The organism is Mesorhizobium sp. WSM4311 (assembly GCF_002295115.1).
Classification (GTDB): Bacteria; Pseudomonadota; Alphaproteobacteria; order Rhizobiales; family Rhizobiaceae; genus Mesorhizobium.
Window position 1 is genome coordinate 108,980 of record NZ_NSFV01000004.1, and the last position, 14,535, is coordinate 123,514.

Annotated in this window: 12 protein-coding genes; 4 read left to right on the forward strand and 8 right to left on the reverse strand. The window is 63.2% G+C overall.

What is annotated here, in order from left to right; translation table 11 throughout:
* Nucleotides 1–49: 49 nt before the first annotated feature.
* The 4 genes from fabA (at nt 50) to CK226_RS11385 (ending at nt 4,378) form a co-directional block, all read left to right on the forward strand.
* The gene (gene fabA, locus CK226_RS11370) at nt 50–565 is read left to right on the forward strand and encodes a 3-hydroxyacyl-[acyl-carrier-protein] dehydratase FabA (RefSeq protein WP_095771834.1); all 516 of its coding nucleotides are present in this window, start codon (nt 50–52) and stop codon (nt 563–565) included.
* Between the two features lie 49 nt (nt 566–614).
* The gene (gene fabB / locus CK226_RS11375; RefSeq protein WP_095771833.1) at nt 615–1,835 is read left to right on the forward strand and encodes a beta-ketoacyl-ACP synthase I; all 1,221 of its coding nucleotides are present in this window, start codon (nt 615–617) and stop codon (nt 1,833–1,835) included.
* Nucleotides 1,836–1,866: 31 nt separating this feature from the next.
* Nucleotides 1,867–2,670, forward strand: a complete 804-nt coding sequence (fabI, locus tag CK226_RS11380; RefSeq protein WP_010913330.1) for an enoyl-ACP reductase FabI — start codon at nt 1,867–1,869, stop codon at nt 2,668–2,670.
* Between the two features lie 163 nt (nt 2,671–2,833).
* A complete protein-coding gene (locus CK226_RS11385) occupies nt 2,834–4,378 on the forward strand; it encodes a bifunctional diguanylate cyclase/phosphodiesterase (protein ID WP_095791905.1) in 1,545 nt (514 codons plus the stop codon).
* A gap of 5 nt (nt 4,379–4,383) precedes the next feature.
* Here the strand turns inward: CK226_RS11385 and CK226_RS11390 are convergent, their stop codons facing one another.
* From CK226_RS11390 to CK226_RS11425, 8 genes are all read right to left on the reverse strand, one after another.
* Nucleotides 4,384–5,394, reverse strand: a complete 1,011-nt coding sequence (locus CK226_RS11390) for a class I SAM-dependent methyltransferase (protein ID WP_095791906.1) — start codon at nt 5,392–5,394, stop codon at nt 4,384–4,386.
* 123 nt (nt 5,395–5,517) lie between these two features.
* Complete coding sequence (pnp, locus tag CK226_RS11395) at nt 5,518–7,665, reverse strand: polyribonucleotide nucleotidyltransferase (RefSeq protein WP_095771830.1); 2,148 nt, start codon at nt 7,663–7,665, stop codon at nt 5,518–5,520.
* A 408-nt stretch (nt 7,666–8,073) separates the two neighbouring features.
* Nucleotides 8,074–8,448 carry a 30S ribosomal protein S15 gene (rpsO, locus tag CK226_RS11400; RefSeq protein WP_269465810.1) on the reverse strand — a complete coding sequence of 125 codons (375 nt, stop codon included), beginning with the start codon at nt 8,446–8,448 and terminating at the stop codon, nt 8,074–8,076.
* Between the two features lie 78 nt (nt 8,449–8,526).
* The gene (gene corA, locus CK226_RS11405; protein WP_095787281.1) at nt 8,527–9,621 is read right to left on the reverse strand and encodes a magnesium/cobalt transporter CorA; all 1,095 of its coding nucleotides are present in this window, start codon (nt 9,619–9,621) and stop codon (nt 8,527–8,529) included.
* A gap of 44 nt (nt 9,622–9,665) precedes the next feature.
* A complete protein-coding gene (gene truB, locus CK226_RS11410) occupies nt 9,666–10,643 on the reverse strand; it encodes a tRNA pseudouridine(55) synthase TruB (protein WP_095791907.1) in 978 nt (325 codons plus the stop codon).
* Nucleotides 10,643–11,098: a 30S ribosome-binding factor RbfA gene (rbfA, locus tag CK226_RS11415; protein WP_095787279.1), complete on the reverse strand. Its 456-nt coding sequence runs from the start codon at nt 11,096–11,098 to the stop codon at nt 10,643–10,645. Before rbfA ends, truB begins: the two co-directional genes overlap by 1 nt.
* 173 nt (nt 11,099–11,271) lie before the next feature.
* Nucleotides 11,272–13,851 (reverse strand): translation initiation factor IF-2, encoded by a 2,580-nt coding sequence (infB, locus tag CK226_RS11420; RefSeq protein ID WP_095787278.1) that lies wholly within the window; start codon nt 13,849–13,851, stop codon nt 11,272–11,274.
* Nucleotides 13,848–14,498 carry an RNA-binding protein gene (locus CK226_RS11425; RefSeq protein ID WP_095771825.1) on the reverse strand — a complete coding sequence of 217 codons (651 nt, stop codon included), beginning with the start codon at nt 14,496–14,498 and terminating at the stop codon, nt 13,848–13,850. Before CK226_RS11425 ends, infB begins: the two co-directional genes overlap by 4 nt.
* Nucleotides 14,499–14,535 lie beyond the last annotated feature (37 nt).

The window sequence follows — 14,535 nt, forward strand, 5'->3', positions numbered from 1 at the left end:
ACCAACGACAAGGGCGCGCTACCGCCCGGACGATATGGGGACGAGATTGATGCCGGGTAAATCCAGCTACGACTACGAAGAATTGCTGGCCTGCGCCCGCGGCGAGCTGTTCGGAGAGGGCAATGCCCAGCTGCCCTACCCGCCGATGCTGATGTTCGACCGTATCACCGAGATCAGCGAGACCGGCGGCGCCTTCGACAAGGGCTTTATCCGTGCGGAGTTCGATATCAAGCCGGACCTGTGGTTCTTTGCCTGCCATTTTATCGGCAATCCGATCATGCCAGGGTGCCTCGGCCTGGACGCCTTATGGCAGTTGACCGGCTTCTACCTTGGCTGGCTCGGCGAACCCGGCAAGGGAATGGCGCTGTCGACCGGTGAGGTCAAGTTCAAGGGCATGGTCACGCCATCGGTCAAGAAGGTCGAGTATGGCGTGGATTTCAAGCGTGTCATGCGCGGCCGGTTGGTGCTGGGCATCGCCGATGGCTGGATGAAGGCGGATGGCGAGCCCATATATGCGGCGACGGACCTGAAGGTCGGTCTGTCCAAGCAGTCGGCGGTCGGTTGACCGCACCCTTGGCCGACCCACTGGCCAGCATCCCTGGAAGGAGTTGCGAATGAGACGTGTCGTAGTCACAGGCCTCGGCATCGTGTCGTCGATCGGCAACAATGCCAACGAGGTGCAGACCTCGCTGCATGACGCCAGATCCGGCATCAGCTTTTCCGATTCCTTTGCCGAGCACGGCTTCCGCTGCCAGGTCTGGGGCGCACCGACACTCGACCCCTCGGCCATGATCGATCGCCGCGCGATGCGCTTCCTGAGCCAAGGAGCTGCCTGGAACCACGTCGCCATGGACCAGGCGATCGCCGATGCGGGCCTCGGCGAAAGCGACATCACCAATGAGCGCACCGGTATCGTCATGGGCTCGGGAGGCCCCTCCACCCGCACCATCGTCGAGGCGGCCGAGACCACGCTGAAGAACGGCAGCCCCAAGCGCATCGGCCCCTTCGCGGTGCCGAAGGCGATGTCGTCGACCGCGTCGGCAACGCTGGCCACCTGGTTCAAGATCCACGGCGTCAACTACTCGATCTCGTCGGCCTGCTCGACCTCGGCGCATTGCATCGGCAATGGCTACGAGCTGATCCAGTGGGGCAAGCAGGACATGGTCTTTGCCGGCGGCCACGAGGATCTCGACTGGACGATGTCGGACCTGTTCGACGCCATGGGCGCCATGTCGTCCAAGTTCAACGACAGGGCCTCGGCCGCTTCCCGAGCCTATGACGTCAATCGCGACGGCTTCGTCATCGCCGGCGGCGCCGGCGTGCTGGTGCTGGAAGAACTGGAGCATGCCAAGGCGCGCGGCGCCAAGATCTACGCCGAGATCGTCGGCTACGGCGCGACCTCGGACGGTTTCGACATGGTGGCACCCTCCGGCGAAGGCGCGGTCCGCTGCATGCGCCAGGCGCTGGCGACGGTGTCCACGCCGGTCGACTACATCAACACCCACGGCACCTCGACGCCGGTGGGGGATTCCAAGGAAATGGGCGCCATCCGCGAGGTGTTCGGCGAAAAAATGCCGTTCATCACCTCGACGAAGTCGCTGACCGGCCATTCGCTGGGCGCGGCCGGCGTTCAGGAATCCATCTATTCGATCCTGATGATGCAAGGCGGCTTCATCGGCGAAAGCGCCCATATCGAGACCCTCGACCCCGAATTCGAGGGCATGCCGATCGTGCGCAAGCGCATCGACAACGCCAAGATCGATACCGTCCTGTCAAACTCCTTCGGTTTCGGTGGCACCAACGCAACGCTGGTTTTCCAGCGCTATTCCGCATAAGGCCAGCGGTTTTCTAAAAGGATTGCCTGCCATGGACGGATTGATGAAGGGCAAGCGCGGGCTTGTCATGGGTGTCGCCAACGATCATTCGATCGCCTGGGGCATCGCCAAGAAATTGTCCGAACATGGGGCGGAGCTCGCGTTCACCTATCAGGGCGACGCCTTCGGCCGCCGGGTCAAGCCGCTCGCCGACAAGCTCGGCGCCTCGCTGGTCGTTCCCTGCGATGTCGAGGACAGCGCTTCGGTCGCCGCCACGTTCGAGACGCTCGGCAAGGAATGGGGCGGACTGGACTTCGTCGTCCACGCCATCGGCTTTTCCGACAAGAATGAGTTGAAGGGCCTCTACGCCGACACCAGCCGGGACAATTTCGTCCGCACCATGGTGATCTCCTGCTACTCCTTCACCGAAGTGGCGCGCAACGCCGCGGCCCTGATGACGGAAGGCGGCTCGATGATCACGCTGACCTATGCCGGTTCGGTGCGCGTCATGCCGAACTACAATGTCATGGGCGTCGCCAAGGCCGGCCTCGAGGCCAGCGTGCGCTACCTTGCCAACGACTACGGTCCGCGTGGCATCCGGGTGAACGGCATCTCGGCGGGCCCGGTACGCACGCTCGCCGGCGCCGGCATTTCGGACGCCCGTCACATGTTCTCGTACCAGCAGCGCAACTCGCCGCTGCGCCGCACGGTGACCATCGACGAGGTCGGCGGCTCCGCGCTTTATTTGCTGTCCGACCTTGCCTCGGGCGTCACCGGCGAAATCCACTATGTCGATTCCGGCTATCACATCGTCTCCATGCCGACGCTCGACGAGTTGAAGCAGACGGATGGCTAACCGGCCCTTACGGATCAAGGCGCCACGCTTTGGGCAACCGTTTGGAGAAATGGCTCTCTTTCCAGTAAAGAAAATAATCTTCTCCAGTAAAATTGGATACATTCGCGGAAACTCATTTTAAGGGGATTTCCGCTATAGAGTCCCGCAATCTGGGGACCTTTGAATGACTGCCGTCAGCAACCCGAAGCGAACACCGGTGTTCCGACTGCTCACGATAGCGAGTTCGGGCATTGGCAGTTTTGTCCTCGGCATCTGGGGCCTGAAGCACGGCCTCGGCGATGGGTTTGCCGGCATATCGATGGACATGATGGTCGCGATCATGGCTGCGCTTTGCGCGCTGGCGGCGTCGGTGGCGGCCATGTCGTTCTTCGCCGGCGTCGATGAATCGGCGGATTTCGTCTTCAACGAAACCCATTTCGACAAGCTGACCGGACTGCTGGCGCGCCCGGCGATGGTCGGCAAGGTCGCCGAGGCGGCATGCGCGACAAGCCGGACCGGGGAACCGGTGTTCCTGATCGACATCGACATCGACCGGTTCAAGCAGATCAACGACGCGATCGGCTATACGCAGGGCGACGAGTTGATCCGCGCCTTCACCAAGCGGCTGCAGACCTGCGTGCCCGCACGCGCCCTGGTCGGGCGTATCGGCGCCGGCGAGTTCGCGGTGCTGCTTGCGGATCATCAGATCCAGGGAACGATGGAAAGCATGGTCGAACGGCTCATCGACGAAATGATGGAGCCCTATGAACTGAGCACCCATCAGCAATCGGTGAGCCTGTCGGTGGGTATCGTGGCCATGCCCAAGGATGGCGTCGATCCGGTCCTTATCCTGCGCCGCTCCAACCTGGCGCTGCAGAATGCGCGCGCCGGCGGGGTCGGCAACTGGTCGGTGTTCAACAGCGAGATGGCGCGTGTCGCCGATCATCGTCAATGGGTCGAATCCGAACTGCACACCGCTTTCGAGCGCGGAGACTTCGACCTGCACTATCAGCCACAGCTCGACCTGCCGACCGGCCGCATCATCGGCTACGAGGCGCTGATCCGCTGGAACCATCCCGAACGCGGCATGATCCCACCCTTGGAGTTCATCCAGATCGCCGAGGAAACCGGGATGATCCACCCGATCGGCGAATGGGTTCTGCGCAAGGCCTGCAGCGATGCCCGTCATCTGCCGGACGACTGTTTCGTCGCCGTCAACATCTCGCCGGTCCAGTTCATGACCAAGGACTTCGTCGGCATCGTGCGCGACACCATGCGGGCCACCGGCATCAAGCCCTCGCGGCTTGAGCTGGAAGTCACCGAGACGGCGATGATGCAGGACCGCGACCGCGCGGCCGCTATCCTGAAAGAGCTTGCCGAAATGGGCATCTCCGTTGCCGTCGACGATTTCGGCACCGGTTATTCGAACCTCAGCTACCTCATCGACTTCTCATTCGGCAAGCTGAAGATCGACCGTTCCTTCGTCAGCCGCATCGATACCGATTCCAGCTCCGGCGCTGTCGTCTCGACCATTGTCGGGCTTTCGCGCGCGCTCGGCGTCAGCATCATCGCCGAAGGCGTCGAGACCGAGAGCCAGGCGACGCTGTTGCGGGCGGCCGGCTGCGAGGTGGTGCAGGGTTATTTGTTCGGCCGGCCGGCGCCGCTCCAGTTCAGGCTTGGCGACGAGCACGCCACCGACGAGGTCCGGCGCGTCGCCAACCTGCATTGAGCAAGTCAGCGCCGAGCGGAAAATACCTTGAACATGCCGTCGCGGGCAAGCTCCGCGTGGCTGGCAAAGGCGGCCGACAGCACGGGCTCGTAGGGAAGCTGACGGTTGGCGACCATGAACAGCCTGCCACCGGGCTTCAACGCCTTGGCCGCCGCGCGGATCATGCCGGCGCCGATCTCCGGCTCCGCAGCACGGCTGCGATGAAAGGGCGGGTTCATGGCGACGACGTCGTAACGGCGCTCGACAGGCTCGGCGAGCAGATCCATCCAGAAGAAGCCTTGCGCCACTGTGTTGGCCAAGTTGTCCTTGGCCGCCTCCAGCGCATCGAAATCGGCCTCATAGAGATCGAGACCCGACAGGCCTGACGAGCGGGCAGCCATCTCAGCCGCGACATAACCCCAACCAGCACAGAAATCGGCCGCATTGCCGCGCAGGTCATTGGGCAAATTGTCGACCAGCAGTTTCGAACCCGCATCGACGCGATCGAAGGAGAACATACCAGGTGCGGTGTGGAACCGCTCCTCGATCAGCAAAGCGGGATTGGCGGCGCGAAGCGTGGCTGCGGCCTGCATATCCACAGGGCGGCGCAGCCAGAAGGCGATGCCGTGATATTTCGGCATATGGCCGTCGAGCGGCACGAGCTCGTCGACGCGCTTGCGCAGGCTAGCAATGCCGTCGTCCTTGCCGCCGGCGACGACGACAAGCCCGCCTGGCGCCACGCGCTTGAGGGCCTCGGCGATACGCAGTTCGTTCTGGCCGCGGTGACGGCCCGCGAGCACCAGGGCGGCATCAAATCCGTCCCCCTCGGTTTGCGGCGTGACGGAAAAGCCCGCTGCCTGCAATGCACGGAAATATGGCCGGAAGCCCAGTACGAGATGCAGCGTGGCCTCGAAACCCGACGGCACGCGCAGGCCGGGCTCGGCGCCGAGGAAGAGGATGCGCTCGCCCTTTCGCGGCAAGGCAAGAGCCTCGGCCTCGAAGGGATGGAAAAGTGTCTTCAGCGCTTCAGCGGACATGGAAGTGCTCCCAGAGTCTTACGCAATTCCCAAGGGAAAGCGCCTCATACTTTCCTGGAACCGCTCCAAACGAAAACGGGCGCGACATAAGCCGCGCCCGCTTCGATTTTTCCGTCAGATCGCTCAGGCGGCGTCTTCTTCGCCTTCGGCCTTCTTGTCGCGCACGATTTCCTTGCCGGTGGCCTGGTCGACGACCTTCATCGACAGGCGGACCTTGCCGCGCTCGTCGAAGCCCATCAGCTTGACCCAGACCTTGTCGCCTTCCTTGACGACGTCGGAGGTCTTGGCGACGCGCTCGTTGGCGAGCTGCGAGATGTGGACGAGGCCATCACGCGGACCGAAGAAGTTGACGAAGGCGCCGAAGTCGGCGGTCTTGACGACCGTGCCTTCGTAGATTTCGCCGACTTCCGGCTCGGCGACGATGGTGTGGATCCACTTCTTCGCCGCTTCGATCTCCTTGGCGTTCGAAGAAGCGATCTTCACCGTGCCGTCGTCCTCGATGTTGATCTTGGCGCCGGTCTTCTCGACGATCTCGCGGATGACTTTGCCGCCCGAACCGATGACGTCGCGGATCTTGTCGGTCGGGATGTGCATGACCTCGATGCGCGGCGCGAATTCGCCGAGTTCGGGGCGGGCGCCAGTCAGGGCATGAGCCATTTCGCCGAGGATATGCTGGCGGCCGTCCTTGGCCTGATCCAGCGCGATCTTCATGATCTCCTCGGTGATGCCCTCGATCTTGATGTCCATCTGCAGCGAGGTGATGCCGTTGGCGGTGCCGGCGACCTTGAAGTCCATGTCGCCGAGGTGATCCTCGTCGCCCAGGATGTCGGAAAGCACGGCGAAGCGCTCGCCTTCCTTGATCAGGCCCATGGCGATACCGGCAACCGGCTTGGCCAGCGGCACGCCGGCATCCATCAGCGCCAGCGAGGTGCCACAGACGGTGGCCATCGAGGACGAGCCGTTGGACTCGGTGATCTCCGAGACGACGCGCAGCGTGTAGGGGAACTGGTCAGCGCTCGGCAGCATCGGACGGATGGCGCGCCAGGCGAGCTTGCCGTGGCCGATTTCGCGGCGGCCCGGCGAACCCATGCGGCCGGTCTCACCGACGGAATAGGGAGGGAAGTTGTAGTGAAGGAGGAACTTCTCCTTGTACATGCCGGTCAGCGAATCGACATACTGCTCGTCTTCGCCGGTGCCGAGCGTGGCAACGACCAGCGCCTGGGTCTCGCCACGGGTGAACAGCGCCGAACCATGGGTGCGCGGCAGGACGCCGACTTCGGAAACGATCTTGCGGACCGTCTTCAGGTCGCGGCCATCGATGCGCGAGCCGGTGTCGAGGATGTTCCAGCGCACGACCTTGGCCTGCAGTTCCTTGAACACCGAGCCGATCTGCTCGGAGGTGTACTTGGCCTCTTCGCCTTCGGCCGGAGCAAAGGCTGCCTTGACCTTCGCCTTGACGGCGTCGACGGCGGCATAGCGCTGCTGCTTGTCGGTAATCTTGTAAGCCTCACGAAGCTCGTCGCCGACGATCTTCAGCATCTCGGCTTCGAGCGCGGAATAATCCGGCGCGGTGAAGTCGCGTGGCTCCTTGGCGGCAACTTCGGCCAGCTTGATGATGGCGTCGATGACGGGCTGGAAGCCCTTGTGGCCGAACATGACAGCGCCGAGCATCAGCTCTTCGCCAAGTTCCTTGGCTTCCGACTCAACCATCAGCACGGCGTCGGCGGTGCCGGCGACGACGAGGTCGAGCTTGGATTCCTGCATTTCGTCGATGTGCGGGTTGAGGACGTATTCGCCGTTGATGTAGCCGACGCGCGCACCGCCGACCGGGCCCATGAAGGGAACGCCCGACAGGGTCAGAGCGGCCGAGGTGGCTACGATCGACAGGATGTCCGGATCATTCTCGAGGTCATGCTGGACGACCGTGACGACGATCTGCGTGTCGTTCTTGTAGCCGTCGGCGAAGAGCGGACGGATCGGGCGGTCGATGAGGCGCGAAACCAGCGTTTCCTTTTCGCTCGGACGGCCTTCCCGCTTGAAATAGCCGCCCGGGATCTTGCCGGCGGCATAGGTCTTTTCCTGGTAGTTGACGGTCAGCGGAAAGAAATCGAGGCCAGGCTTGGGCTCCTTCATCGAAACGACGGTGGCCAGAACCTTGGTCTCGCCGTAGGTGGCGAGCACAGCGCCGTCAGCCTGACGGGCGATCTTGCCGGTTTCGAGGATGAGCGGGCGACCGCCCCATTCGATTTCCACTTTGTGCTGATTGAACATGTCTTGTCCTTTGTATGAGGAAGGGCCGCGCCGTTTCAGCGTGCGCGGGTGCCCTTTCTTCTGGCTTCCTTTCTCGGGCAGCCACGGGCAAGACAACGGGAGGCTCGGGTCTGTCGGCACGGTGGCCATACGAGCGTCCTGCAATCCTGCCCCATGACCGTCCATGGGCGGCTCCGAGTGGCCCTCTGCACGCTCGAAGCCGGATATGGCCAATCGATCGATCGGCCTGCGCATGACCCCGAAACCCACGGCTTACGGAACGCGTCATGCGCAATTCAACTTTTCGGAGCGTCCGTCCGGCATCCCGATGGGCTGCGCGGCGCTCCAGTCCTGCATTCGAGATCGGATTGGTCCGGTGCTCGAATGCGCGACCGGCGGACTCCTTGAGGGAGCCCGCCGGTCAATTCGTCAACGGCGCAGACCGAGCTTCTCGATCAGTGTCTGATAGCGCGCGTCGTCCTTGCGCTTGAGGTAATCAAGCAGGCTGCGGCGCTGGGACACGAGAGCGAGCAGACCACGGCGGGAATGGTTATCCTTCTTGTGGTCCTTGAAATGGTCGGTCAGGTTCTTGATGCGCTCGGAAAGGATGGCCACCTGGACTTCCGGAGACCCGGTATCGCCCTTGGCGGTCGCGAATTCACCCATCAATTCCTTCTTGCGCTCGGCAGTAATCGACATCGTGTTTTTCCTTATCTGTTTGAGGAAACGGGTCGCCCTCAGCCGGGATGTCGTCCAGCAGGGGCCGGTGCAAGCAAAGCGTCGTGGCGCTATGCTGCGGCGCATATAGTGCAATTCCCGGCAAAACACCAGCCCAATTCACCAAGCCGGCTTTTCAGCCCCAAATGCCCGGTTTTATCGGCGTCAGAGCCATTTCTTCCATTTGAAGAAGGCAATCAAGCCGACCGCGACAAGCAGCATGAAGACGAGTGCCGCCGGATAGCCATAGTAAGACCGCAGCTCCGGCATGTTCCATGGCGAGGTATCGGGACTGAAATTCATGCCCCAGACGCCGACCAGGAAGGTGAGCGGCATGAAGATGACCGAGACGATGGTGAGATAGCTGATGACGTCGTTGGTGCGCGCCTGGCTCAGCGACAGATGCATCTCGATCAGCCCGGTCAGCATGTCGCGCTGGGTCTCGACCAGTTCGATCAGCCTGAGTGAGTGGTCGAGCGTGTCATTGAGGAAGACCTTGGTCTCGGCTCCAACATAGGGCACGTCGTTGCGGATCAGCGTCGCCAATGCATCGCGCATCGGCCACAGCACGCCCTTCAGCACGTTGGCGTCGCGCCGCAATTCGTGCAGTTGCCGCATCTGATGCTTGTGCGGCGAATGCAGCATCTCATCCTCGATGCCGTCGACCAGGTCGCCGGCCGCCTCGATCGGCGGGAAATAGCTGTCGACGATGGCGTCGATCAACGCGTAGGCCAGATAGTCGGCGCCGCGCGTGCGCAAGCGGTTGGGCGCCGAACTCTCGATGCGCTTGCGCACCGGGTCGAACGGATCGCCCTCGCGCTCCTGAAAAGTGACGACGAAGTTCTCTCCGACGAAGACGGCGATCTGCTCGTAGCGATGCGCGGTGACATCGTCGATCATGCGCACGACGACGAAGGCATGATCCTCGAAGAAGTCGACCTTGGGCCGCTGGCCGGTGTTGACGACATCCTCCAGCGCCAGCGGATGCAGGCTGAAGATGCGGCCGATCTCCTTGATCAGCTGGATGTTGGCGAGGCCGGTGCAGTCGAGCCAGATCACCGGCCATTTGTGGCAATTGGCCTCGACATCGTCGATGCTGGCATTGTCGATGGTCTTGAACTTCTGCGGCGAGATCAAGGTCAGCCGCAATTCGGAGCGTCGCGCCGCCGGATCGGCGATCAGCGTGCCCGGCGAAGCGCCTACCGGCGGCCGCCTCATCTTTACAGGCGCCCGCTTCTTCACCGCCTCGGCCTTTGCCATGTGCCCCTCGAGCGTAGAGTCGATGTGAAGTTAGCCGAGAGCCGTCAACCGGCAAAGACCCGCTTGGGCTTGAACATGCCTTGTTCGATCGCGCCGATGGCCACCAGCTTGCCGCGAGCCGTCGCGCAGGCTTCCTCGGCCTCGACAGGCGCATCGCGGCCGCGAATGATGACCGGATTGCCGAGGCGGATCTTGGTCGCCGCATCGTCGCTGATGGCGATCTGCGGCAGGCAGTCGAGAGCCGCCGACGTGTCGACAAGAAGCGCGTCGATCGCGCCGAAGTCCACCGGCACGTCAATCGCATCGGCGTCGTCGGCAGGCTCCGGCTTGTCCTCGCCTTGCACACCGAAACGGGCCGCTTCCAGCTCGGCGATGGTGACGAAATCCTCCGATGTAAACGGCTCGACCTCGACCCGGCGCAAATTGCTGATATGGCCGAAGCAGCCGAGATCTCGGCCCATGTCACGGGCCAGGGAACGCACATAGGTGCCCTTGCCGCATTCGACCTCGAAAACGGTATGGTCGGCGTGGTGTTCGACCACGTCGAGGCGGCCGATCTCGATCTCGCGCGCGGGAATATCGACTGTCTCACCTTCGCGGGCGAGGTCGTAGGCGCGTTCGCCCGCGATCTTGATGGCCGAAAATTGCGGCGGCGTCTGCATGATGACGCCGGTGTATTTCGGCAGCAGCGCCTTGACCTCGGTCTCCGCCGGACGCAGGTCTGAACTCTTCGTCACCGGTCCTTCAAGGTCGTCGGTCGAGCGCTCCTGCCCCCAGGCGACGGTGAAGCGGTAGATCTTGGCGCCATCCTGCACATAGGGGACGGTCTTGGTGGCTTCACCGAGCGCGATCGGCAGCATGCCGGAGGCCAACGGATCGAGCGTGCCGGCATGACCGGCCTTTTCCGCCTGGAACAGCCATTTGATCTTGGACACGGCCTCGGTCGAGCCCATGCCCACGGGCTTGTCCAGCACCACCCAGCCGGAGACCGGCCGGCCCTTCTTCTCGCCGCGGCGCCCCATTATTCGCTGTCCCTGTCGTCTTTGGCCTTGTCGTCTCTGGCCCTGTCGTCTCTGGTCTTGTCGTCGTCCGCATCGAGATCGCGCGCCACTTCAGGCGACTTCAGCAGATCGTTGATCCTGGCGAAATTGTCGAAGGAGGTGTCGAGCTTGAAGCGGAACTCCGGCATGAACTTCATCTGCCGCAGAGCGCCGGAGACACGGCCGCGGACGAATTTCGCATGCCTGTTCAACGCCTCCACAACAGCATTCGCGTCCTTGGCGCCAAGCGGCGAAACGAAAGCGGTGGCAACCCTCAGGTCGGGCGACATGCGCACTTCCGAGACCGACACAACGGTATTTTCGATCAGCGGATCGATGATCTCCCCGCGCTGCAACGTTTCGGACAGCGCGTGGCGCACCTGTTCGGCAACGCGCAGCATACGCTGGGACGGGCTGGATGTGGTTGGACGGGGCATTTTTCTCAATCCTGAAAGCGTGAGGCACGGGATAGGACCGTGCCGCATGTCTCATATGTCAACGCATCGGCCTGAAATCGAATTCGGTTTCGAAAAGCACGATGCGCAATTTCACAATAAACTCCAGGCGACGGTCTTTCGACCACCGCCTGGCATGGACAAGTCACGTGAACTCAGAGCGTCCGGGTCACCATCTCGACGCGGAAGCACTCGATGACGTCGCCGACGCGCATGTCCTCGTAGTTCTGGAAGGCCATGCCGCACTCCTGGCCGCCGGGGACTTCCGAAACCTCGTCCTTGAAGCGCTTCAGCGTCTTCAGCGTGCCTTCGTGAATGACGACGTTGTCGCGGATCAGGCGCACGCCCGCGCCACGCTCGACCTTGCCTTCGGTGACACGGCAGCCGGCGATCTTGCCGACCTTGGTGATGTCGAAGATCTCGAGGATCTCGGCATTGCCGATGAAGGTCTCGCGACGCTCCGGCGACAGCAGGCCCGACAAAGCCGCCTTCACATCATCTACCAGGTTGTAGATGATCGAGTAGTAGCGGATTTCGATGCCCGCGGCGGCTGCCGCGGCACGTGCCTGTGCGTTGGCACGGACGTTGAAGCCGATGATTGCCGCACCAGACGTTTCCGCCAGCGAGACGTCGCTTTCGGTGATGGCGCCGGCGCCAGCATGGACGATGCGCGCACGCACCTCGTCGGTGCCGAGCTTGTCCAACGCGGCATTGATCGCCTCGATCGAACCCTGCACGTCACCCTTGATGACCAGCGGGAATTCCTTCAACCCGCTCGTCTGCAACTGCGACATCATCTGTTCGAGCGAGCCGCGCTGGCCGGCATGCTTGGCCACCGCCTTCTCGCGCGCCAGACGCTGGCGATACTCGGTGATCTCGCGAGCGCGGGCCTCGTTGTTGACCACGGCGAAGCGGTCGCCGGCCTGTGGTGTGCCCTGAAGGCCGAGCACCTCGACCGGCATCGCCGGCGGCGCTTCCTTGATCTGCTCGCCGCGATCGTTGACCAGAGCGCGTACGCGACCCCATTCGTTGCCGGCGACGAGGATGTCGCCCGGCATCAAGGTGCCGGTCTGCACCAGCACGGTGGCGACGGGGCCACGGCCCTTGTCGAGTTGCGCTTCGATGACGACACCCTCGGCGGTACGGTCCGGATTGGCCTTCAGGTCGAGGATTTCGGCCTGCAGCAGGATCGCCTCCAGCAGCTTGTCGAGATTGGTGCCCTTGGTCGCCGACACTTCGACGTCAAGCACTTCACCGCCCATCGATTCGACGAAGACCTCATGGCGCAGCAGTTCGGAGCGCACCTTCTGCGGATCGGCGTCATGCTTGTCGATCTTGTTGATGGCCACGATGATCGGAACGCCGGCGGCCTTGGCATGGCTGATCGATTCGATCGTCTGCGGCATGACGCTGTCGTCGGCCGCCACCACCAGGATAGCGATGTCGGTGGCCTGGGCGCCGCGGGCACGCATCGCCGTGAAGGCAGCGTGGCCGGGCGTGTCGATGAAGGTGATCTTCTGACCGTTCTTCTCGACCTGATAGGCGCCGATATGCTGGGTGATGCCGCCGGCCTCGCCGGAGACGACATTGGCGTTGCGGATGGCATCGAGCAGCGAGGTCTTGCCGTGGTCGACGTGGCCCATGATGGTCACGACCGGCGGACGCGGCACCAGGTCCTCGGCGTTGTCGGCGATGTTGAACAGGCCTTCCTCGATGTCGGATTCGGCGACGCGGCGGACCGTGTGGCCGAATTCGGTGGCGACCAGTTCGGCCGTGTCGGCGTCGATGACGTCGCCAGGCTTCAGGATCTGACCCTGCTTCATGAAGAACTTGACCACATCGACCGCACGTTCGGACATGCGCTGCGCCAGTTCCTGGATGGTGATGGTCTCGGGCAGGATCACTTCGCGCATGACTTTCTCGCGCGGCTCATTGTGCATCGCGCGCTTGAACTTCTCCTGACGGCGACGCATCGACGACAGCGAACGGGCCCGCGCATCCTCGTCGGAAAGCGCGGAATTCAGCGTCAGCTTGCCACGGCGACGATCTTCCTCGCCCTTGGTCGGCTTGGCCGGACGCGCCACTTCGGGCGTGACCAGGCGACGCACCGGCGCGCCCGCGCCAGCCCGCTTCGGCTTGACCTCTTCTTCGTCCGCCGTTGCCAGTTCCGCGGCCAGCGGCGCGCGGCGGCGTGCTTCTTCCTCGGCACGGCGGCGCGATTCGGCCTCGGCCTGCAGCCGTGCCTCTTCCTCGGCCTGGCGGCGTGCGGATTCCTCGCGCTCGCGCTTGCGGCGCTCTTCGTCCTCGGCCCGGCGCTTGGCTTCCTCGGCGGCGCGCTGACGGTCTTCGACCTCGCGGACCTTGGACCCTTCCAGCGCCCTGCGGCGGGCTTCCATTTCGCTGCGCGACAGTTCGTTCAGCACCATGCCGCTGCGCTCGACCGGAGCCGGCGGGGCAGGCGGAGGCGCAGCCTTCGGCGCTTCCTGCACGACGGGGGCCGCCGCGACCGGCGGCTTCGGCGTGAAGACGGGCACAGGGGCCGCGGCAGCCGGCTCCGGCTTGTCGCCGGGCAGCGAGAATTTGCGCTTCTTGGTCTCGACCACGACCGACTTGGTACGGCCATGCGAGAAGTTCTGGCGCACGGTGCCCTGTTCCATGCCGGGGCGCTTCAGCGTCAAGGTCTTCTTAGGTGTAACACTCAACGTCTTGTCGTCGCCCGATTTCGTATCGCTCATTCCATATCCTCTGCGGCCTCATCTTCGTCAGCAACGGCCGCAAGCATTGCCAGATCGTCCGGGGTACCGCCCCGATACCGGTCGAGCGCAACCATGCGCTTCTGGACCGCCTTACCCGCGTCTCCCGCGAGGACGGCAGCATGTATCACATTTGTACCCCCCAATGCCAAGCTCAACTCGGCCTCGGAGAAAAGTTTGTAGGCAAGGATGGAAGGGCCGCCGATATGGACGGTCGCCCGCCGCGCCTGGCTGATCTTGCGCACGCCATCGTCCGACGCTTCGGTCGCGTGGAGCACGAAAAGCGCCAGTCCGCCGCGCACGGCACTCTCAACCTTGGTGGCGCCAAGAGAAATTGCGCCTGCCTTGCGGGCGAGACCCAACATGCCCAGAGCGGATCTGGAAAGCAGCCCATCGACCATGCCGCCAAGATCCGACGGCACAACCACCTGTGCCTTGAAGGCGCGGGCAAAAAGGTTCTTGGCCGCCGCCTTCTCAATATGTAGGCGGTCGGCACTCACCCAGCAACCGCGGCCGGGCAGATTTCTCTTGAGATCGGGAACGACGGCCGAATCCGGGCCGACGACGAACCGGATCAGTTCATCCGGTTCGGCCTGCTTGCGGGTAACGATGCAGGTGCGATCGTTCATCTCGTCCAAGGGCGGGTTGTGTGCGATGCGGTTTCAC

Excerpts from the sequence above, each read along its gene's own strand:
- fabI (WP_010913330.1), top strand. The coding sequence starts at position 1,867 with ATGGACGGATTGATGAAGGGCAAGCGCGGGCTTGTCATGGGTGTCGCC.
- fabB (WP_095771833.1), top strand. The coding sequence starts at position 615 with ATGAGACGTGTCGTAGTCACAGGCCTCGGCATCGTGTCGTCGATCGGC.
- fabA (WP_095771834.1), top strand. The coding sequence starts at position 50 with ATGCCGGGTAAATCCAGCTACGACTACGAAGAATTGCTGGCCTGCGCC.
- infB (WP_095787278.1), bottom strand. The coding sequence starts at position 13,851 with ATGAGCGATACGAAATCGGGCGACGACAAGACGTTGAGTGTTACACCT.
- CK226_RS11390 (WP_095791906.1), bottom strand. The coding sequence starts at position 5,394 with ATGTCCGCTGAAGCGCTGAAGACACTTTTCCATCCCTTCGAGGCCGAG.
- rpsO (WP_269465810.1), bottom strand. The coding sequence starts at position 8,448 with ATGCGCCGCAGCATAGCGCCACGACGCTTTGCTTGCACCGGCCCCTGC.
- rbfA (WP_095787279.1), bottom strand. The coding sequence starts at position 11,098 with ATGCCCCGTCCAACCACATCCAGCCCGTCCCAGCGTATGCTGCGCGTT.
- pnp (WP_095771830.1), bottom strand. The coding sequence starts at position 7,665 with ATGTTCAATCAGCACAAAGTGGAAATCGAATGGGGCGGTCGCCCGCTC.
- truB (WP_095791907.1), bottom strand. The coding sequence starts at position 10,643 with ATGGGGCGCCGCGGCGAGAAGAAGGGCCGGCCGGTCTCCGGCTGGGTG.
- CK226_RS11385 (WP_095791905.1), top strand. The coding sequence starts at position 2,834 with ATGACTGCCGTCAGCAACCCGAAGCGAACACCGGTGTTCCGACTGCTC.
- corA (WP_095787281.1), bottom strand. The coding sequence starts at position 9,621 with ATGGCAAAGGCCGAGGCGGTGAAGAAGCGGGCGCCTGTAAAGATGAGG.
- CK226_RS11425 (WP_095771825.1), bottom strand. The coding sequence starts at position 14,498 with ATGAACGATCGCACCTGCATCGTTACCCGCAAGCAGGCCGAACCGGAT.